This is a genomic window from Nocardia implantans, from assembly GCF_035544775.1.
GTDB classification, from domain to species: Bacteria; Actinomycetota; Actinomycetes; order Mycobacteriales; family Mycobacteriaceae; genus Nocardia; species Nocardia implantans.
Window position 1 is genome coordinate 112,954 of record NZ_JAYKYQ010000002.1, and the last position, 19,137, is coordinate 132,090.

General features: G+C 69.1%; 20 protein-coding genes. 10 read left to right on the plus strand and 10 right to left on the minus strand.

Annotation, left to right across the window (positions count from 1 at the left end; all coding sequences use genetic code 11):
* Positions 1-69 precede the first annotated feature (69 nt).
* Entirely contained in the window at positions 70-1,068 is a 999-nt protein-coding gene (locus U3653_RS04790; RefSeq protein ID WP_195077896.1) for a phosphotransferase family protein, read from the minus strand.
* Between the two features lie 53 nt (positions 1,069-1,121).
* The gene (locus tag U3653_RS04795; RefSeq protein ID WP_195077410.1) at positions 1,122-2,330 is read right to left on the minus strand and encodes an acyl-CoA dehydrogenase family protein; all 1,209 of its coding nucleotides are present in this window, start codon (positions 2,328-2,330) and stop codon (positions 1,122-1,124) included.
* Between the two features lie 90 nt (positions 2,331-2,420).
* Between U3653_RS04795 and U3653_RS04800 the strand changes: the two genes are divergently transcribed.
* From U3653_RS04800 to U3653_RS04815, 4 genes are all read left to right on the plus strand, one after another.
* The gene (locus tag U3653_RS04800; RefSeq protein WP_195077411.1) at positions 2,421-3,020 is read left to right on the plus strand and encodes a TetR/AcrR family transcriptional regulator; all 600 of its coding nucleotides are present in this window, start codon (positions 2,421-2,423) and stop codon (positions 3,018-3,020) included.
* A gap of 478 nt (positions 3,021-3,498) precedes the next feature.
* Positions 3,499-5,061, plus strand: a complete 1,563-nt coding sequence (locus U3653_RS04805) for a hypothetical protein (RefSeq protein ID WP_195077412.1) — start codon at positions 3,499-3,501, stop codon at positions 5,059-5,061.
* 195 nt (positions 5,062-5,256) lie between these two features.
* Complete coding sequence (locus tag U3653_RS04810; RefSeq protein ID WP_195077413.1) at positions 5,257-5,862, plus strand: ClpP family protease; 606 nt, start codon at positions 5,257-5,259, stop codon at positions 5,860-5,862.
* Positions 5,863-5,980: 118 nt separating this feature from the next.
* Entirely contained in the window at positions 5,981-6,574 is a 594-nt protein-coding gene (locus U3653_RS04815) for a ClpP family protease (RefSeq protein ID WP_039799894.1), read from the plus strand.
* Here the strand turns inward: U3653_RS04815 and U3653_RS04820 are convergent, their stop codons facing one another.
* Positions 6,575-6,961, minus strand: coding sequence for a helix-turn-helix domain-containing protein (locus U3653_RS04820; protein WP_195077414.1), 387 nt, complete (start codon positions 6,959-6,961; stop codon positions 6,575-6,577).
* Positions 6,962-7,090: 129 nt separating this feature from the next.
* Between U3653_RS04820 and ilvD the strand changes: the two genes are divergently transcribed.
* On the plus strand, positions 7,091-8,797 hold the full coding sequence (gene ilvD, locus U3653_RS04825) for a dihydroxy-acid dehydratase (RefSeq protein WP_195077415.1): 1,707 nt from the start codon (positions 7,091-7,093) through the stop codon (positions 8,795-8,797).
* Positions 8,798-9,031: 234 nt separating this feature from the next.
* Here ilvD and U3653_RS04830 read toward each other — a convergent pair whose 3' ends face one another.
* The 4 genes from U3653_RS04830 to U3653_RS04845 form a co-directional block, all read right to left on the minus strand.
* Positions 9,032-9,760, minus strand: coding sequence for an alpha/beta fold hydrolase (locus U3653_RS04830; RefSeq protein WP_195077416.1), 729 nt, complete (start codon positions 9,758-9,760; stop codon positions 9,032-9,034).
* Positions 9,761-9,782: 22 nt separating this feature from the next.
* On the minus strand, positions 9,783-10,748 hold the full coding sequence (locus tag U3653_RS04835) for an alpha/beta hydrolase (protein WP_195077417.1): 966 nt from the start codon (positions 10,746-10,748) through the stop codon (positions 9,783-9,785).
* A 38-nt stretch (positions 10,749-10,786) separates the two neighbouring features.
* Positions 10,787-11,509, minus strand: coding sequence for an alpha/beta fold hydrolase (locus U3653_RS04840; RefSeq protein WP_195077418.1), 723 nt, complete (start codon positions 11,507-11,509; stop codon positions 10,787-10,789).
* Between the two features lie 103 nt (positions 11,510-11,612).
* Positions 11,613-12,620, minus strand: coding sequence for a GlxA family transcriptional regulator (locus U3653_RS04845; protein WP_195077419.1), 1,008 nt, complete (start codon positions 12,618-12,620; stop codon positions 11,613-11,615).
* Between the two features lie 20 nt (positions 12,621-12,640).
* Here U3653_RS04845 and U3653_RS04850 point away from each other — a divergent pair, with 20 nt between their 5' ends.
* Together U3653_RS04850 and U3653_RS04855 are read left to right on the plus strand one after the other, a co-directional pair.
* Complete coding sequence (locus tag U3653_RS04850) at positions 12,641-13,309, plus strand: TetR/AcrR family transcriptional regulator (protein WP_323123936.1); 669 nt, start codon at positions 12,641-12,643, stop codon at positions 13,307-13,309.
* 89 nt (positions 13,310-13,398) lie between these two features.
* Positions 13,399-14,322, plus strand: a complete 924-nt coding sequence (locus U3653_RS04855) for an SDR family NAD(P)-dependent oxidoreductase (protein ID WP_195077420.1) — start codon at positions 13,399-13,401, stop codon at positions 14,320-14,322.
* 55 nt (positions 14,323-14,377) lie between these two features.
* Here U3653_RS04855 and U3653_RS04860 read toward each other — a convergent pair whose 3' ends face one another.
* The 3 genes from U3653_RS04860 to U3653_RS04870 form a co-directional block, all read right to left on the minus strand.
* Positions 14,378-14,800 (minus strand): hypothetical protein, encoded by a 423-nt coding sequence (locus tag U3653_RS04860; RefSeq protein WP_195077421.1) that lies wholly within the window; start codon positions 14,798-14,800, stop codon positions 14,378-14,380.
* Between the two features lie 56 nt (positions 14,801-14,856).
* The gene (locus U3653_RS04865) at positions 14,857-15,849 is read right to left on the minus strand and encodes a serine/threonine-protein kinase (protein ID WP_195077422.1); all 993 of its coding nucleotides are present in this window, start codon (positions 15,847-15,849) and stop codon (positions 14,857-14,859) included.
* Positions 15,850-16,037: 188 nt separating this feature from the next.
* The gene (locus tag U3653_RS04870) at positions 16,038-16,454 is read right to left on the minus strand and encodes a hypothetical protein (protein ID WP_195077423.1); all 417 of its coding nucleotides are present in this window, start codon (positions 16,452-16,454) and stop codon (positions 16,038-16,040) included.
* Positions 16,455-16,581: 127 nt separating this feature from the next.
* Between U3653_RS04870 and U3653_RS04875 the strand changes: the two genes are divergently transcribed.
* The 3 genes from U3653_RS04875 to U3653_RS04885 all read left to right on the plus strand — a co-directional run bounded on the left by U3653_RS04875 (position 16,582) and on the right by U3653_RS04885 (position 19,074).
* Entirely contained in the window at positions 16,582-16,764 is a 183-nt protein-coding gene (locus U3653_RS04875; protein WP_195077424.1) for a DUF6011 domain-containing protein, read from the plus strand.
* Positions 16,765-16,911: 147 nt separating this feature from the next.
* Positions 16,912-17,544, plus strand: a complete 633-nt coding sequence (locus tag U3653_RS04880; RefSeq protein ID WP_195077425.1) for a TetR/AcrR family transcriptional regulator — start codon at positions 16,912-16,914, stop codon at positions 17,542-17,544.
* Positions 17,545-17,826: 282 nt separating this feature from the next.
* Positions 17,827-19,074 (plus strand): PucR family transcriptional regulator, encoded by a 1,248-nt coding sequence (locus U3653_RS04885; RefSeq protein WP_323123935.1) that lies wholly within the window; start codon positions 17,827-17,829, stop codon positions 19,072-19,074.
* The last annotated feature ends 63 nt before the right edge of the window (positions 19,075-19,137 follow it).

Here is a 19,137-nt window from a genome sequence, read left to right on the forward strand (position 1 = left end):
AGGAGCCCACCGGAAGCGCGGCTCAGCCCACGCGGGCCGGGATCATCGGCTTCCGGGCAGAGGACGACGTCAATCGAGCCCAGCGACCTTCCTGCAGCGCCATTCCAGGTAGTTGATCAGCATCCAGAAGTCCTTGAACGCCGGGTTCGTGGTCTGCCCGTGGTGATAGCGGTAATAGATCTGCTGGGCGATGACGGCCAGCCGGAACAGGCCGAAGACCTCGTAGAACGGCCAGTTCTCTGCGGAGCGGCCGGTGCGCGCGCAATAGTGTTCGACGATCTGCGCGCGGGTCAGCATGCCGGGCAGGTGACTCGGCTGACGACGCGAAGCCCGCATGACCTCGTCGTCGTCGGCCTGCACCCAGTAGGCCAGCGCGCCACCGAGATCCATCAGCGGATCGCCCAGGGTCGCCATCTCCCAGTCGAGCACGCCGACGATCGCGCCGGAGCCGGACGGATCCAGCACCAGATTGTCGAGCCGGAAGTCGTTGTGGATGACGGTGGTGGCGACGTCCGCGGGCTGATTGGCGTCGAGCCAGGCCATCACCGCTGCGAAGTCGCTGACATTGTCGGTGCGAGCGTTCACGAAGCGCCGCGACCAGCCCGCGACCTGGCGGCCGACATAACCCGCGCCTTTGCCGATCTCGGTGAGACCGGCCGCCTCGGGGTCCACCTGGTGCAATTCGATCAGGCAGTCGAAGGCCGCGGTGGACAACCGCTTCGCCTGCTCGGGGGACAGGACGGCGCCCTCTGGCAGATCGCCGCGCAGGATCGTCCCCGCCACGCGTTCCATCACATAGAAATCGCTGCCGATCACGTCCGGATCGGCGCACCGGGCCACCATCCGCGGCACGTAGCGGTAATGCGGACGCAACCGCTGCTGCACCAGGAATTCCCGGCCCATGTCGTGCGCGGAAGCCGCCTTGGTTCCGCTCGGCGGGCGGCGCAGGATCAGGTCGCGATCCGGGTAGCGCAGCAGATACGTCAGATTGGACGCGCCTCCGGAGAATTGGCGCACCTCGGGCGGACCGCTCAGTCCGGGCACCCGTTCGGCGAGCCAGGCGTGCATGGCGGCGACGTCGAAGGCGTCCTCCGCGCGGACGGCGGTGGCCTCCGCGGCAGTCACCGGTCGTTCCCGTACTTGCGCAACTCCTGACGGGCGATCACGCCGAGGTGCACCTCGTCGGGACCGTCGGCGAAGCGCAGCGAACGAATGCCCGCGAACGCGCGCGCCAGCGGGAAGTCGTCGGAAAGCCCGGCGCCGCCGTGCAACTGCATCGCCATGTCGAGCACCTCTTGGGTCATCCGCGGCACGACCGCCTTGATCTGGGAGACCTCGCTGCGCGCTCCCGCCAAGCCCTTGGTGTCCAGCAGCCAGGCGGTGTGCAGGACGAGCAGCCGCGCCTGATCGATCGCGACGCGCGCGTTGGCGATGCGCTCGCGGTTTCCGCCGAGGTTGGCCAGCGGCTTGCCGAACGCGGTGCGCGACAGCGCGCGACGGCAGGCCAGTTCGAGCGCGCGCTCGGCCAGGCCGATGGCGCGCATGCAGTGGTGGATGCGGCCGGGGCCGAGGCGGCCCTGCGCGATCTCGAAGCCTCGCCCAGGCCCGGCGATCACGGCGTCCAGCGGCAGGCGCACGTCGGTGAAGGTGACTTCGCCGTGGCCGAAGGGTTCGTCCAGGTAGCCGAAGGTGGTGAGCATCCGTTCGACCCGCACGCCCGGGGTGTCCAGCGGCACCAGCACCATCGAGTGCCGCTGGTAGGGGTGCGCCTCCGGATCTGTGAGGCCCATGAAGATGACGAACTTGCAGTTCGGATGGCCGACGCCGGTGCTCCACCATTTGCGGCCGTTGAGCACGATCTCCTCGCCGTCCACCACGGCGGTGGCGGCCATATTGGTCGCGTCCGAGGAGGCCACCTCGGGTTCGGTCATGCAGAACGCCGAGCGGATCGTGCCGTCCAGCAGTGGCCGCAGCCACTGCTGACGCTGCTCGGCGCTGCCGTAGTGCAGCAGGACCTCGGCGTTGCCGGTGTCGGGCGCGTTGCAGTTGAACACCTCCGGCGCCCACCCGGAACTGCCCATCGCCTCCGCCATCGGGGCGTACTCGACGTTGCTCAGCCCGGCGCCGAGTTCCGGATCGGGCAGGAAGAGGTTCCACAGACCCGCGTCCCGCGCCTTCTTCTTGAGCTCATCGACCACCGGAGGGACCGCCCACGGCGACTCCCGCAGGGCGGCGGCGTGCTCCTCGTCGCGCGGCTCGATCTCCTCGCGCACGAATTGCCGCACCTGGTCGGTGAGGCGGACGGCTCGGTCGGAATGCGTGAAGTCCATACCCATCCTCGAGGTCTGCTGAGCATTGCTCAACTTCCGGTCCGGTCATTGGTAGCATATTATTGAGCATTGCTCAATAGAGGAGGGTGGATGACCGAGGTGGCCGTGGAGTCGGGTGGCCGCCGCTCGGCGGACGACCGGCGCAGGCAACTGATCGGGATCGGTCTCGGCATGCTGATCGACCGGCCGTGGCACCAGATCACCGTCGACGCGGTCGCACAGCAGGCGGGCATCTCGCGCGGACTGCTCTTCCACTACTTCCCGACCAAGCAGGACTACTACGCGCAGCTGGTCCGTGCCGCGTCGCAGCGATTCCTGCGCGCCACCGGCCCTGATCGCGACGCCGCCGACCCGCTCGCGTCGATGATCGCGAACTTCGTGAGCTACATGCGCAGGCGCAGTGGACCGCTGGTGGGGCTGCTGCGCGCCGCGGGGCAGGACCCGGTGCTCGAGTCGATCATGGAGCGGATGCACGACGAACTGACCGATCGGGTGTTCGCCGCGCTCGGCAGGCCCGCGCGCTCGACCGCGGAGCGCCTGGTGGTGCGATCGTGGTGGGCGATGGCCGAGGACCTCACGGTGCAGTGGCTGTCCCGCGACGACGTCGACCAGGATCGGCTGGACCCGCTGTTGTTCGACACGTTGTCCCGGGTGCTCGACTCGGTGGAACCCGTGATCGATCCCGAGTGAGTGGTTCGCATTCCTGGGATCGCCCCGCGCAGCACCCGACCGGGGCTAGGTGTTTCGCGCTCGGCCCCTGAGTCGCGCTGCGGCATAGCCGAATCCGCGATCCGTATGGTCGTGCGCCGGAATGTACGGCGGGCTCATAGATGAAATACCCAGCGTGATCGGCCCGGTGCCGCCGAGGGGCGAATCTCGGCGGCACCGGCGTATCCGAACGCGCTGCGGGAGCGCACGCGCCGCCGCGAAGGGAAAGCGCGCACGTTCAGCATAGAGCGATCAATGGTCCGCTGCGCGGCGGAAGGAAGTGCCTGCGCCCGCCGGGAATCACGACCCGTCGCGTGTGTCGTGCGCGGCACGCCGAATAGTTTTGCGAGATGGCAAATGAACAGTTTCGCCAGTAGCGGTGGATCGACTATGAATAAAACGTGCCGTTGCCATACGTGATCACTTGTCTGCCATCGCGTCTCCCGTGCGGGGAGCGCTGATGGTCATCGAACATCCCATCGAGGACGAGGTTACACAGCTGGCGAGGCGGGTCGAGAAGGCCCGTGGACGGCTCGCCTACCAGTTCGATCCCGCGCTCACGGAGGCGTTGTCGGAGGACGAACTGTATGCCGAACGTGAACTCGCCGAACGGATTCGCACCCAGGAGCGCGGACAGCGCTGGAAGGAGGCGCAGGCGGCTGCCGCGGCATCCGACCGCGCCAGGCAGACCACCGAAGCGATCGAGAAGGCCGACATGCGAGACCTCCTGCTCGCCCGCAAGGCGATTGCCGCGCAACGACGCGAATCCAGCCCGCATGCGAAGCTGGCCTCGCTGTATCGGCATCGGTCCTGGTCGCTGCGCGCGCTGGCGGGTGTCGTCGCGGCGGGCATGCTGTGGTCGGCGGTCAACGTCCAGCACAACATCGCTCCCGGCGGCGCGACCGATCCGCTGTACTGGTTCAGTTACCTGCTCGAAGGCATGATCAGCGTCTGCCTGATCATCATCATGATCGGCACCAACAAGGTCGCCGAATGGGGCGTGGTGGACAACCGCCGCCAGGTCGCGGCCGCCGAGGTCGCCCTGCTTGCCCTCACCGTCAGCCTCAACACCTATCCCTACCTGCGCGCGGGCGCCTGGTACGACGCGGCCGTGCACGCCATCGCGCCGGTGATGATCGGTGTCGCGCTGCTCATCCACGACGCCGCGAGCGCCCGCTACGGCCTCGCCATCGCCAGGGCCACCGAGCAGGTCCGCGATCTGCCCGACCCGGCCGAGCAGATCCGGCTCACGCTGCCGCGATACCGCATGCCGGCCGCGCCCGAGGCGCCGAGCGTGCCGCACGAACAGGTGCACCAGCAGCCGGAGCCCGTGGTGGCGGCGCCCCCGGTGCAGACCGTCGAGCAGGAGGTGGTCGAGGTCGCCGAAACGCAGTTCCCGTCGGAGGTTCCCGACGAGCAGCCCGTGGCCACGGTGAAAGCGGAGAAGAAACGGCCGCCCGTCGAGGCCCCGCGCAAGCCGGTGCTGCCCGAGTCCATCGAGGATCTCGACGCGATGGAAGCCTTCACGTCGCCGGTGCGGGTCAAGGACGCCGACACCATCGTCACCAATGGCGGTGCGCCTGCCGCCAACGGGAAGAAGCTCGCCGCGGCCGAGCCCGTCGCGCCGGTTCCGGCCGTCAAGTCCGAGGACCGGCCCGCCGCGCGCGTGCCCGCCGAAGAGCCCGCCCCGGCGAAGGTGGTCGTCCGGCAGACGCCGCAGGCCACGCCGCGCCCGGCGGTGTCCGAGACCGAGGCCGCGACGGCGGAGATTCCGGCCGTCACCCGCCAGCCGCTGGCCGATGTCAAGAGCGACAGCACGATGCCGGAGCCGAAGAACGGCAAGGACATCCCCAAGCCCGACGTCGCGCAGCCGCCCACAGCCCGCCCGCCGGACATCTACGACACCGGTTCGTTCCGCGTCGCCGACATCCTCGAGCAGGAACTCGCCGAACTGCAGGCCGAACGCCGTCGCGCCCGCACCAGCAGGCAGCGTTCCGCCTCGACCGCCGGTCGCGAGTCCTAGCGATCCCGTCCCGGCCCGAGATGCCCGCCCCGCTGCACGCGCCCGGCGGGCATCGCCGTCTTCGCGGCCGGCATCATCCGGGGCTCCACGGATTTCGGGGACGCCGTTCATGATCGGTCGCTCGACTGCTGAGAGCGGATCTGCCCAGGGCAGCAAGGGTGCGGTCCGGCGTCGCGGGTACGGCACGGTGGAGCCATGGCTCACGATGACAAGACTCCGATGTTCAGCTGGCGGGCCCGCGAGCAACTGCTCAGCCGCCGCATAGTCGTGCTCGACGGCGCGCTCGACGACGACAACGGGACGCTGCTGATGACCCAGCTGCTCACCCTCGCCGCCGAGGATCCCGAGGCGGGTATCTCGCTGTGGATCCATTCGCCGGGCGGATCGGTGCCCTCCATGCTCGCCATCCGCGACGTGATGCGGCTGGTGCCGTGTGAAGTCTCCACGCTCGCGCTCGGATTGGCTTGCAGCGCGGGTCAATTCCTCTTGTCGTCGGGTAGCAAGGGGAAGCGTTTCGCGTTGCCGCACGCCAGGGTGCTGATGCACCAGGGATCGGCGGGCATCGGCGGCACCGCGGTCGACGTCGAGGTGCAGGCCGACGATCTGCGCTACACCGTGGACACGGTGCTGGGGATCATCGCCGAGGACACCGGCCAGCCGTTCGACCGGATCTACGAGGATTCGCTGCACGACCGCTGGTTCACGGCCGCACAGGCCAAGGAGTACGGCTTCATCGACCACATCGTCGACTCCTTCGGACAGATCGTCCCCCAACGCCAGCGCATCGGGATCTCGGCATGAACGGTCAGGCCCGGAGGCGGCAGCGCAGCGTGACCACGGAGGGCCCCGTTCATGCCGGAATCAGGCGGAGCATGAACGGTCAGGCCCGGAGGCGGCAGCGCAGCGTGAAGGAAACAGCATGAGCACTTACACCATCCCCAATGTGATCGCGCAGCATCCGCGGGGCGGCGAGCGGATCACCGACATCTACTCCCACCTGCTCGCCGAGCGCATCGTCTACCTCGGCACGCCGATCGACTCGGGCGTCGCCAACGCGCTCATCGCACAGTTGCTGCACCTGGAGTCGGAGAGCCCGGAGCAGGAGATCAACCTCTACATCAACTGTGAGGGCGGCGACCTGTCCTCCATGCTCGCCGTGTACGACACCATGCAGCACATTCGATCGCCTGTCCAGACCACTTGCGTCGGCCAGGCGATCGCGGTGGGCGCGGTGTTGCTGGCGGGTGGCGAGCCGGGTCGTCGCGCCATGCTCCCGCACGCCAGGGTGGTGCTGCACCAACCCGCCGCGCGCGGACAGGGCGCGATTCCCGACCTGATCCTGCAGGCCGACGAGCTGGTGCGGCTGCGGGCGGAGATCGAGTCGATCCTGTCCCGGCACACCGGGCAGTCGGTGGAGCGGCTGCGGCACGACACCGACCGCGACCGGGTCTTCACGGCGTCGGCCGCGATCGAGTACGGCCTCGTCGATCAGGTGCTGGGGCGACGCGACTGATCAGGCCGCCAGCGCCATGAGCGTGGGCCCGGTGCCGGAACGCGGCGCCGAGCGCGGCAGCAGGGCGATCTGGCGGCGCGCGCGCAGGTCGTCGGCCACCTGGCCGGTGAGCTCGCCCAGCGTGGTGCCGAGCGACCCGGCCAGGGCGGCGATCATCTCGCTCGACGGCTCCTTGCGGCCCCGTTCGACCTCCGACAGATACTGCGGGGAGATGCCGGCCCGCCGGGCCGTCTCGACCAGCGTCTCGTTCCGGTCCAGCCGCAGGGTGCGCAACTGTTCGCCGAGCACCTCGCGCCACAGGGGTTCCGGAAGCGTCCGCGAGTCCGGTTGGCGGGGACGGTCGTCGCGTCCACCGGGAATCGAGTGCAGTCTCGGGTGCTCGCTCATGAACTGAGCGTAAGGTCCGCGGGCGCGGGTCCGCCCGGCATTACGCTCAGGGCGGACGAGCGGCGGGTCGGCGTGGATTCGGCGTGGTCGCCGCCGCAATCGGTGCGGAGGCGAGCATGATGGGAAACCGTGCCCGAGAATTCGAAAGTCCCCGATTTGAAGCCACGCAGCCGCGACGTCACCGACGGCCTGGAGCGGACCGCCGCCCGCGGGATGTTGCGCGCGGTCGGCATGGGCGATGACGACTGGGAGAAGCCGCAGATCGGCGTGGCCTCCTCGTGGAACGAGATCACGCCGTGCAATCTGTCCCTGGAGCGGCTCGCCCGGGGTTGCAAGGACGGCGTCTTCTCCGGCGGCGGCTTCCCCATGCAGTTCGGCACCATCTCGGTGTCGGACGGCATCTCGATGGGACACGAGGGGATGCACTTCTCCTTGGTCTCGCGCGAGGTGATCGCCGACAGCGTCGAGACGGTGATGCAAGCCGAGCGACTCGACGGTTCGGTGCTGCTGGCCGGCTGCGACAAATCGCTGCCGGGAATGCTGATGGCCGCGGCCCGGCTGAATCTGGCGAGCGTGTTCCTCTACGCGGGGTCGATCCTGCCGGGGATCGCGAAGCTCTCCGACGGCAGCGAGCGCGAAGTGACGATCATCGACGCCTTCGAGGCGGTCGGCGCCTGTGCCCGAGGGTTGATGAGCCGGGACGACGTCGCCGCGATCGAGCGGGCGATCTGCCCCGGCGAGGGCGCCTGCGGCGGCATGTACACCGCGAACACCATGGCCAGCGCGGCCGAGGCGCTCGGCATGTCGCTGCCAGGCAGCGCCGCGCCGCCGGCGACCGACCGGCGCCGCGACGGTTACGCCCGCCGCAGCGGCGAGGCCGTGGTCGAGTTGATCCGCCAGGGCATCACCCCGTCGGACATCCTCACCAAACCGGCGTTCGAGAACGCGATCGCGGTCGTCATGGCGTTCGGCGGCTCCACCAATGCCGTGCTGCACCTGCTGGCCATCGCGCACGAGGCGAATGTCGATCTGTCGCTGGACGACTTCGCCCGGATCGGTCGCCGGGTGCCGCACCTGGCGGACGTCAAACCCTTCGGCAACCATGTCATGACCGATGTGGACCGGATCGGGGGCGTGCCGGTCATGATGAAAGCCCTGCTCGACGCCGGGTTGCTGAACGGTGACTGTCTCACCGTGACCGGACGGACAGTGGCGGAGAACCTGGCCGACATCACCCCGCCGGACCCGGACGGCAAGGTGATCCGTGCGATGGCTGCGCCGATCCATCCGACCGGCGGCATCACCATCCTGTCCGGATCTCTGGCACCGGATGGCGCCGTGGTCAAGTCGGCGGGCTTCGATTCCGACGTGTTCACCGGCACGGCACGGGTTTTCGATCGGGAACGGGCCGCGATGGACGCGCTCGAAGACGGCACCATCGCGGCGGGCGACGTGGTCGTCATCCGGTACGAGGGTCCGAAGGGCGGTCCGGGGATGCGGGAGATGCTGGCCATCACCGCGGCCATCAAAGGCGCGGGCCTGGGCAAGGACGTGCTGTTGCTCACCGACGGGCGCTTCTCCGGGGGCACGACGGGCCTGTGCGTCGGGCACGTCGCGCCGGAGGCCGTGGACGGCGGCCCGATCGCGTTCGTGCGCGACGGTGACCGCATCCGCCTCGACGTCGCGGCGGGCACGCTGGACCTGCTGGTCGACGCCGACGAACTCGCTGCCCGCCGCACCGACTGGAAACCCTTGCCGCCCCGCTACACCCGCGGCGTCCTGGCCAAGTACACCAAGCTGGTGGGCTCCGCTTCCGGCGGGGCCGTCTGCGGCTGACGACGCCCGATCCTGCGCCACTACGGCCTGGATCGGGCGGCGCGGACCCGCCGCTGATCGGTGGGCCGAGGAAAGGGACGCACATGCCAGGCTCGGTATCCGATGCGGCGCACCGGATACTCCGGCCGAGTGCGGTAGCCGCGCAGGCGGAAATCCGCGCCATCCAGCTGGGTCGTCGCGGCCCGCACGGAAGACTCTCCTGCCGCGCGGGCCGCGTCGCGTGACCGCGGATTCCTAACCGGCGGCGGCTCGGGCGATGAGCTCAGCTACCACGTCGGGAGCCGACACCGAGACGGCGTGCGAGGCCGAGACCTCGACGACTTCGGCGCCTGCGCGTTCGGCCATGAACCGCTGCGCTTCCACCGGGATGTTCTTGTCCTCGCCGGTGACCAGCGCGAACGACCGGATGCCCCGCCAGGCGGCGGCGGTCGCCGGCTGTTGCAACGCGTCGAGGGCGACCGGCCGCTGGGTCGCGGCCATCAGCTCGGCGGTGGCGGCGGGCACGTCGGCGGCGAACTGCCGGTGGAATTCCTCCTGCCGGATGTAGAGCTCGGTGCCGGCGCCCCCGTCGGGCAGTGGATAGGACGCCGCCCGGGTGGTGGGCCCGAGCGTCGATCCGGGGAACTTGTCGGTCAATTGCAGCGCGCTCTCGCCCTCGTCCGGAATGAACGCGGCGATATAGACGAGCGCTTCGACATCGGTTCTGCCTGCGGCGGCGACCGTGATGACGCTTCCGCCGTAGGAATGGCCGACCAGAATGCTCGGCCCTGCCACGGAATCGAGGACCGACGCTACATAGGCCGCGTCACTGTCGAGGCCGCGCAGCGGGTTCGCGGCCGCGATCACGGAATGTCCTCGGGCGCGCAGACGCTCGACGACTCCGTTCCAGCTGGATGAGTCGGCGAACGCGCCGTGGACCAACACGATGGTCGGCGCGGAAGGATTGGTGGGCTCGGTGCTCACGAATGTGGTTCCTCCGAATCGTTCAGTCGGTGTACAGAGCGGACCGCAGCGCCGCGACGGCCTGCGCCACCGCGGCTTTGGCGGCGTGGGTGTCGTGCAGCGAGTTGACCATCACGAAGTCGTGCACGATCCCGCCGTAGCGCACCTGGGTGACCGGCACGCCCGCGGCGCGCAACTTGCCCGCGAAGGCCTCGCCCTCGTCGCGCAGCACATCGGCTTCGGCGGTGATCACCAGCGCGGGCGGCAACCCGGCCAGCTGCTCGGTGGTCGCCCGCAGCGGTGACGCGGTGATCCGGGCGCGATCCTCCGCGCTGGTGGTGTACTGATCCCAGAACCACTTCATGCCCTCGCGCGTGAGGAAGTAGCCCTCGGCGAACCGCTCGTAGGAGCCGGTGTCGAAGTTGGCGTCGGTCACCGGGTAGAACAGCACCTGCTGAACGAAGGAGACATCGCCGCGCTCCTTGGCCATCAGCGTCAGCGCGATGGCCATGTTGCCACCGACCGAGTCACCCGCGATCGCGATGCGGGACGAGTCGAGGCCCTTCTGCGCGCCCTCCGCGGTGACCCACTGCGCCACCCGGTAGGACTGCTCGTTGGCCACCGGGTACCGCACATCGGGCGACCGGTCGTACTCGGGGAACACCACGGCGGCGTGCGTGCCGACGGCCAGGTCGCGCACCAAGCGGTCGTGGGTGTGCGCGTCGCCGAACACCCACCCCGCGCCGTGGGTGTAGATGATCACCGGCAGCGTTTCGGTGACTCCCTGCGGCTTGACGATCCGGACCCGCACCGAGCCGGTCGGGCCGCCGTCGACGGTGATCCACTCCTCGTCGATCTCGGGCTTGAAGATCGGCGCGTCCTGCACCGAGTCCACCGCCTTGCGCCCCTCCTCGGGCGGGAGCTGGTACAGGAACGGCGGCTGCGAGGTCGCGTCGACGAACTCCTGCGCCGCCGGTTCGAGCGAGATGCCGTGCGGGTTACCTGACATGGTCGTGCCTCTCTGGAAGGGGGTGGAACTACTGGAACTCAGGCGGATTGCGCGATCGCGTCGACGATGACGGCCACGACTTCGTCGGGGTGGGTCTGCATCACCAGGTGTGGCCCGTCGATCTCGACGGCCGCGCGCACTCCGGCGCGCTGGTAGCCGAACCGCTCGACGTCGGGATTGATGGTGCGGTCGGCGCTGGAGACGATGCCCCAGGCCGGTTTCGTCTTCCACGCGGCCGCCGAGGCGGGCTCGGTGAACGCGAAAGCCGACAGCGGCCGTTGCGAGACCGCGAGGACCGCGGCCTTCGCCGGATCCAGGCCCGCGGCGAAGACCTCGGGGAAGGCCGCGACGGCGACCGAGACGTCCGTGCCCGGCTCGGCGCCCTCGATCGGGTACGGCGCGTAGACGAGGTTGGCCGCCAGATCGGAATCCGGGAACCCGCCCTGCAGCTGCCCCAGGCTTTCGCCTTCTTCCAGCGCGTAGCCGGACACGTAGACCAGGCCGACCACGTTGTCGGCGACGCCGGCGACGGTGATGACGGCGCCGCCGTAGGAATGCCCGGCCAGCAGGACCGGGCCGTCGATCCGCTCCACGAACGACTTGATGTAAGCCGCGTCCGCCGAGAGGCTGCGATTGAACACCGGGGGAACCAGGACGCGATGGCCCTGGTCGAGCAGCCGTGCGGTGACGGGAGACCAGCTCGAAGCGTCGGCGAAAGCGCCGTGCACCAGAACGATGGTCGGATCAGCCGGGGCGGACATATGTTTCCTCTCTTCAGCGCTCGATCAGCGGCGCTGTGGCCGACTCAGTCTCGGCCGCGGCCCCCGCCGCGCGCCCCTCCCCACGGGCCACAAAAGCCTCCAATCAGGACACGGCCTGCTCCAGCGCCGGATCGGTCCTGACGGTCGACCGGAAACGCTGCTGGTACTTGCGCGGGGAGATGCCCACGCGCGCCACGAACGCCCGGCGCAACGCCTCGCTGGTGCCGTACCCCGCGGCCATGGCGGCCTCCGTCACGCTGTATCCGGCGTGCAGCATGTCCCTGGCGGTGCCGAAACGGATGAACGCGACGTATTCCGCGGGCGAGCGTTCGAGTTCCGCGCGGAACAGCCGGGTCAGATGCCGGACGCTGACCCGCGCGTGCGCGGCCAACGTCTGAACCGTGTGCGGGTACGCCGGGTCGGCACAGATCAAGTCCACCACTCTGCGTACCAGCGGACTGCGCGGCGCTGGTCCGCTCAGCGACGCGGAGAACTGCGACTGGCCGCCCGCGCGCTGCATGGGGACCACGAGCGCCTGCGCCACGCGCCGCGCGACGTCGGCGCCGTGGTCCTCTTCCACCAGCGCCAGCGCGAGATCGACGCCCGCGGCGACCCCGGCCGAGCTGTACAGGTTGCCGTCTCGCACGAAGATCGCATCCGGGTCCACGTCGATCGCCGGGTAGCGCCGCGCGAGTTCGTTCGCGAATTTCCAGTGCGTGGTCGCGCGCCGGCCGTCGAACAGGCCCAGATCCGCCAGCACGAACGCGCCGCTGCAAATGGAGGCCAGCCGCCGGGTGCTGCAGGACAGATGCCGCGCGGCGGCCATCACCTCGGGTGTCATGAATTTGCCCGGCGGCAGCTCGCTGCCCGGGATCACCACGGTGTCGAAACGGCCCGCGTCCGCCGCCGCGCAGCTCACCTCCACCCGGGCGCCGATCGAGGTCTGCGCGTCTTTGCCGTCGGCCGAGATCAAGACCACCTCGTAACCCGCCACCGACTGGTTCGCCTCGACGAACACCTCCGCCGGCCCGACGAAGTCGAGCATCTTCACGCCGTCGAAGACCAGGATGCCCACCCGTTTGCTGGGCGAGGCGGCGAAAGTGTTGGACATGTCATCATTATTATGGAGTGGTGCCTCCAGAACAAGCGGTGTGCGCCACCTCGCACGCCGATTGGTACGGTGAGCACATGGGACGGCCGCGGCGATTCGACGAGTCGAGTCTGCTCGACGCCGCGACGGAGCTGTTCTGGTCGCAAGGTTTCGACAGCACCTCGGTGGAAGACGTCTCGCTCGCGACCGGCGTCGGCAACGGGAGCATCTACGCCGCCTACGGCAGCAAGCGGGGATTGTTCCTGGCGGCGTTCGAACGCTATTGCGAGCGCCGCGCGCGTCTGGTGCGCGAGGCCATCGGTTCGGCGGGCGGTTCGGCACGCTCCGCGGTGCGCGCGCTGTACCAGGCGATCATCGAAGACTGTGCCGCGCAGCCGAACCGGCGCGGCTGCCTGATGATCAACAGCATCGCCCATCTCGGTACCCGCATCCCCGAAGTCGCCACCATCGGCCGCCGGACCACCACCGAGATGGAGCGGGGCGTGGCCGACCGGCTGCGGTCGGCGATGCACGCCGCGGGAGACGACGACGAAGCCGTGCTCTCGGCGGTCAGCGCCAATGTGGTGCTGGTCGCCCAGGGCCTGATCCAGCTCAGCCGTCAGGGATTTTCCGCACAGCGTTTGCACGAGATCGCCGATGTGTCGAGTGCGGCGCTGCCACGGGCATGGGCCGACCAGCTCGTGCACTGATCCGGCCGGCCCGGACGGCGTGCGTTCATGGCGGCGTGCCCGCCGCGCGACCGTTCGCGACGCGCAGATCACGCAGTGAAGGAGCCGCCATGCCGTCGACCATCGTGATGACCGGGGCGAGTCGCGGCATCGGCCGCGTCGCCGCGGAGCGCATCGTGCACGCGGCGCCGCAGACGCATCTCGTCGTCGCCGCGCGCGAGGCCACCGGCGCACGGCTGGCGGCCGAACTCGGCGCCGGCGGGGGGATGGTGTCGCACGTCCCGGTGGACCTCGGCGTACTGGACAGCGTGCGGTCGGCGGCGGACGAAATCCGCGGCAGGCTCGACCGCGGCGAGCTGCCGCCGCTGCACGGTTTCGTGGGCAACGCGGGAATCCAGTACACGAACGCGCTCACCGCGGGGCCCGACGGGCTGGAGTCCACCTTCACCGTCAACGTGCTCGCCAACCACCTGTTCGTGCGCCTGCTCGAGGATCGCTTGCGCGCCCCTGGCCGCGTCGTGATCACCGTGAGCGACACCCACTTCGGCGACTTCCGGCACAACATGGGTATGGTGCCGGGCCCGGCTTGGCGGTCCCCGGACGTCCTGGCCCGCCCCGGCGCGTTCTCCGCGCCGCGCACCACCGCCGCCGGCCGCACCGCGTACTCGACGAGCAAACTCGCCGCCATCTATCTGGTGCACGAGTACGCCCGCCGTCTGCCGACAGGGATCGATGTCATCGGCTTCAACCCCGGCTTCGTCCCCGGCACCGATCTCGCTCGCAACGCGGGCCCGGTCTCCCGGTTCGCGATGCGCCGCATCCTGCCCGCGCTGACCCGCACGCCGTTCGCGAACAGCCGTGCTGCCGCCGGGCGCGAGCTCGCGGACGTGGTCCTCGGCGCCACGGCCGCGCCGACCGGATCCTACGTCGACCGTGGCCGGGTCGCCCGCTCGTCGGAGGAGTCCTACGATCCGCGGCGCGAAGCCGAACTCTGGGCGGCCGTGGAGCAGCTCATCGCGCCTCACACGCCCTGAGCGGCGCGACCGGACCGGCCGGATGATCACAGTGGGCGCAGGTTCCCGCGAAACCTCACAGGTAAGGGAAGCAATCGATATCGCGGTGCGTCAAGCAGGGCTGCTCGACCGGCCGCAGCCAGCGAGCGGGGACTCGCAGCGGTTCGACCTCGGGCAGCCGCACGGGCCGGTCCTCGCCGTCGAACAAGGTCCCGCGCACTCGGAACACGCCGACCGGCAGCCCGAGTTCATTGGCTTGCTCACCGGTCAGCACCACGGCGATGCGGGAGTTCGCGGTGATCCGCAGCCCTTCGACGGTGGTCGGATCGCTGGTGTGGTCGATGTCGGTGACGGTGAGCCGGAACCGGCCACCGCGCAGCCACGACCACGCCCAAGTGAGCGAACCCGGCTGGTCGCAGTCGGGGTATCGACTGCGCGGCAGGCGCTGCGGGACCAGCACCATATAGGTGCACCCGACCTCGATATCGCGGGTCCGCATACCTTTCAGCGTGACCGCAGTACCGGCTCATCGCAAGGAAACCGGCAAATCAAGGGCTACACCGGGGCGTACTCGAGAGCGGACGCAAAGGGCGGCCGGAACCGCAGCACGAGCCGATTGCCGAGCCGTCCGAGGGTGGCATTCAGCAGTGGCGAGCGGGTGACCGACACCTTCAGACGGTTCAGGATGGGGGCGAGCGGGCGGGGATCGACGTCGGCGAGCGTTTCGGTGAGCAGGCGGACGGGTTCGGCGCAGGAGTCGTAGCGCTCGCCGGGGGCCTTGGCGAGTGCCCGGTGCAGGATCGCGTCGACCTCGGGCGGGATCCAGCGGTGGCGTGTGGATAGCGTGGGAGGCGGTTCGTTCAGCTGCGCTTCGGCGGTGGCCATGAGGTTGCCGCGAGCGAACGGCGTGTGCCCGGTGAGCAGTTCGACGGCGGAACAGGCCAAGGCGTACTGGTCGGTCGCCGGTGACACTGTGTCCGCTCGCAGCAGTTCCGGTGCGGCATACGGCACCGAGACGACGACGAACCCCTCGGTGGCCAGCGGCGGCTCCGGGCGGTCCAGCCATCGGGCCGAATCGAAATCCGAGATCTTCACCGTCGCGGGCTCGTCCGTCCCGACCAGCACGTTCGCCGGTTTCACGTCGAGATGGACCACTCCGTTGGCGTGTGCGAAGTCCAATCCCGCCGCGACGTGCGTCAGCACGTGGAGCACCTGCCGCAAGTCCGGGTACCGGCGCGGCGATCGCACCAACGTCGAACCCGTCGCGCCCGCGACGTACTCGTGAGCCGACCACAACCTGCCATCGGTTTCCCCGTGGGTGTACATCCGCACGATGTCGGGGTGCCGCAGCGCCGACAAGATGTCGAACTCGTGCACGAATCGAGCGCGCGCCTCTGGCGACCGGCTGTCCTCGGGTCCGAGAATCTTCAACGACACCGGCCGCGACCACTCCGGATCCTCGGCCAGGTACACCTGACTGCTGCCGCCGTGTCCCAGTGGGGCCCGCACGACGAAGCCCGCGAACTGGTCACCTGGTTCGAGCAGCACCGCCTCACCATAGTGCTAGGCGATCCGCCGCACGCGGATGTTTGCCTCGGGTGTGCCCAACGGCACTGTCTGCTCGGAGACGAGCAGGCGTCCGTGCTCGCCGGCCGGGGGCGGGCTGGGCACGGACTTCGCCCGCCGTCCCGGAGGTCGTGCCACGACTCATCGGGCCGGCGGGCGGAAGGCGTACGTCAGACGATGGTGACCTTGAGGGTGTAGCCGGCCGCCGAGCCGTCGGCGGAGGAGACGACGATCTGGTAGTCGTTGCCGTCGGCGACGAGATCGGCGTGCGGAACCTCGTTGGCGACCTGCGGGCCGATCAGCGGGGCCACCGAGACGCGGGCATTACCCGCGACGTCGAAGCTCAGGCGCTGCCCCGGCGCCGTGGCGATGGAGTAGCTGTCGGCCTTGCCCTGCGCGACGTTGCCGCTGGCCTCGATGCTGTTGTGGCCGGGAGCGATCTGCAGGCGCTGCACGACGCCGGGAACCGAGGGAATGCCGGGCGCGGCTTGGGCGGTCGCGACCCCTCCGGCCGCGGTGAAGCTGAGGACGGCGAGCACCGCGGGTGCGGTACCCACCAACGAACGAATCAGTCGAGAAGCGGTCATGGGCCACATCTTTCCTCAACGCGTGTGCGAGATCTCATGCGGCTGCGGTGGACAACGCCGAGCCGGGGAGTTTGTCGGTGCCTCATGCCACACTGACGGCGTAGTCACCTGGCCAGAGGAGAACGAATTGGCCGAGATTGATGACCGCCCCATGGTGCGACTGGTCGCGCATTGCCGTCGCTGTCACGGTTGGCTGCTGTCGCCGCAATCGGTCGCACAAGGAATCGGCCCGACTTGCGCGATCCGTGAGCGCGCCGAGCTGCGCGCCCAATCCGCGGGCGAGCTCACTCTTTTCGACGTCGCGGCGTGAGCTGCGGATTCGTCCGCTCGCCGACCGTCGGTCCGGTCGGTGCGGAAGCGTCGAGTGCGCGTCAGAGCACTCGAGTTCGGGCGCGACGCCGCTTGCTGTGGTTAAGATGAGCAACGCTCATTTTCAGTGAACGGGCGGGAGGAAGTCATGCCGCCGAAGGCTGTGGGTCAACGTCGTCGTCCCGCTCAGGCACGAGCCAAGGCGACCAGGGAGCACATCCTGGATACGGCGGCGCGGCTGTTCGGTGAGCGCGGTATCGCCAACACCTCGACCAACCGGATCGCGGCCGAAGCGGGCGTGAGCATCGGCACGGTCTACCGGTACTTCGCCGATCGCGGCGTCCTGGTCGAAGAACTGCTCGAACGGCTGCTCGAGACGGTGGAACGGCGCTTCACCCAGCGCGTCTTCGACGTGTCGGGGAAAACGATGCAGCAGGTCGCCGCCGACATCCTGGGAGTGATCACCGAAGAGTTGGTGGCCAACGCGAAGTTGGTGCGCGCGCTCGTCGCCGGCGTCCAGTTCTACAGCAGTGGCATCCCCGAGTTCGAACCGCGGCTGCGCCTGCTGGTGAAGGTGATGCTGATCCAGATGCTCGGTCCCGGTGACGATCACGAGTACGACGTGATGACATTCGTCGTGATCAACACCGGTTTCGCGGCGGTGCTGCGCGCGTCCGCCCTCGAGGTCGACGATCCGGTGCGCGCGGAGGCGATCGACATGACGGCGCGGATGATCGGCGCATGGGCCGACGCCGAGGTCGCGGCGCGCGCCGCCGTATGAGCAACCGCGGCGCGCCGCGCAAAAAGTGAGTACCTGACCATGTATGTGCTGCGGATGGGCTTCCGAAAGCGGGTGGCCGTTCATGATATTGCCTGGTCAAACCCACTTTTTCCGTTTCGGTACCGAGCGGCCGAAGCGGAGTAGCAACTGAGTCGGCCTGCGGTTTACCGTTTTTCCACAGACCGAACGGCAGGTAGCGCCGCGGACATCGCGAGGTGGTCACGGTCGCATCCAGCGCACATCCGGCGCGGCCTCGGCTCCACGGCGACAAGGAGGTCACCAGTGACGATCGAAAGCATCGCCAACCCCGGATCGAACCAGGCACGGCAGACCGTGCCGCTTTCCCCGAAAGCCCAGCGCACGGCCGCGAAGGTCGTCGCGCACCTCATCGATTCCGCCGCTCTGCCCGGCGGCACGGCCGAAGCGGAAGTCGCTGTCGTGGTGCGGATGTGCTTGGACTGGGCCGTCCAGCGCTTGAACGGGCAGGATTCGACCGGACGGACCGAGATTCTGCGGACCGCCGCGGCGGGATGGGCCAGGAAAGGCATCCCGATCGACGGCATCCTCCACGCGATCCATGCCGGGTTCAAATTCGGCCTGGGCATGCTGCTGGCCGACAAGGGCGCGACGGACCGCGCCCACCTCGTCACCGGCACCGCCGTCACGCTCGAGCTGCTGAATCTGATCACCGCGACGGTCAGCAAAGCCTATGTGCGAGAGTGCAAAGCCGTAGCGGCGGAGGGCCACACCGCGATGCACACCCTGACTTCGGCGCTGCTCGGCGGTCACGCGACCTCGATGATGGCTCGGGAATGCGGGATACCGGTCGCCGAGGAGTATTTCGTGCTCGCGGTCGCGTTACCGGCGCATCCCGACGAGCGTCTTCCCCAGCTCGACAGCCGAGTCGTCGCCCGGCGTAAGCTCCGCCGGCTCCAGTCCGGTCTCGCCGACCTGTTCGACGGCCGCGCGCTGTCGCTGCTGTCGGTCGACGGAGGAACGATCCTCATTCCCACCACCCAGGTCAGCGCGCTGGATCTCGACAGCGTGGTGGACAAGCTCGCCGCGGCGGCGCGTGTGCCGATCACCGCCGCCGTCGTGACCGCGGGGCCGAGGCAGGTCTCCGCCGCCGCTGCCCAAGCCCACGAACTGCTCGACACCGTCGAGCAACTCGGACACGGGCCCGGCTTGTACCGATTCACCGAACTGGCGCTGCAATACCAGCTCACCCGCCCCGGCATCGGCCGCGATGTCCTGAGCACCCAGGTCGCGCCGCTGATGGAGCACCCGGACCTCCTGGAGACATTGCGGATTCACATCGACAACGACCTCAACCGCCAGCGCACCGCCCGGCACCTCCATGTGCATCCCAACACCGTCGACTACCGGCTCCGCCGAATCGCCCAGCTCACCGGTCTCGACCCCGCCGACCCCAGGGGACTGTGGTACCTGCGTTCGGCGCTGATCGTCTGGACCGAGGACGGCACCCGGCGGATACCGGCCGGTGCCCGGCGCATGGCCGGCTCACGGTAGACCGGCATTCCGGCTACGGCGCTGCGTCGCGCCCTCGACAATTCGCGGTCCGGGTGCGAAGAA

Coding starts and splice junctions, on each gene's coding strand:
- U3653_RS04835 (WP_195077417.1), bottom strand. CDS start 10,748: ATGTCAGGTAACCCGCACGGCATCTCGCTCGAACCGGCGGCGCAGGAG.
- U3653_RS04810 (WP_195077413.1), top strand. CDS start 5,257: ATGGCTCACGATGACAAGACTCCGATGTTCAGCTGGCGGGCCCGCGAG.
- U3653_RS04880 (WP_195077425.1), top strand. CDS start 16,912: ATGCCGCCGAAGGCTGTGGGTCAACGTCGTCGTCCCGCTCAGGCACGA.
- U3653_RS04845 (WP_195077419.1), bottom strand. CDS start 12,620: ATGTCCAACACTTTCGCCGCCTCGCCCAGCAAACGGGTGGGCATCCTG.
- U3653_RS04840 (WP_195077418.1), bottom strand. CDS start 11,509: ATGTCCGCCCCGGCTGATCCGACCATCGTTCTGGTGCACGGCGCTTTC.
- U3653_RS04790 (WP_195077896.1), bottom strand. CDS start 1,068: ATGCACGCCTGGCTCGCCGAACGGGTGCCCGGACTGAGCGGTCCGCCC.
- U3653_RS04815 (WP_039799894.1), top strand. CDS start 5,981: ATGAGCACTTACACCATCCCCAATGTGATCGCGCAGCATCCGCGGGGC.
- U3653_RS04870 (WP_195077423.1), bottom strand. CDS start 16,454: ATGACCGCTTCTCGACTGATTCGTTCGTTGGTGGGTACCGCACCCGCG.
- U3653_RS04805 (WP_195077412.1), top strand. CDS start 3,499: ATGGTCATCGAACATCCCATCGAGGACGAGGTTACACAGCTGGCGAGG.
- U3653_RS04795 (WP_195077410.1), bottom strand. CDS start 2,330: ATGGACTTCACGCATTCCGACCGAGCCGTCCGCCTCACCGACCAGGTG.
- U3653_RS04800 (WP_195077411.1), top strand. CDS start 2,421: ATGACCGAGGTGGCCGTGGAGTCGGGTGGCCGCCGCTCGGCGGACGAC.
- U3653_RS04860 (WP_195077421.1), bottom strand. CDS start 14,800: ATGCGGACCCGCGATATCGAGGTCGGGTGCACCTATATGGTGCTGGTC.
- U3653_RS04820 (WP_195077414.1), bottom strand. CDS start 6,961: ATGAGCGAGCACCCGAGACTGCACTCGATTCCCGGTGGACGCGACGAC.
- U3653_RS04855 (WP_195077420.1), top strand. CDS start 13,399: ATGCCGTCGACCATCGTGATGACCGGGGCGAGTCGCGGCATCGGCCGC.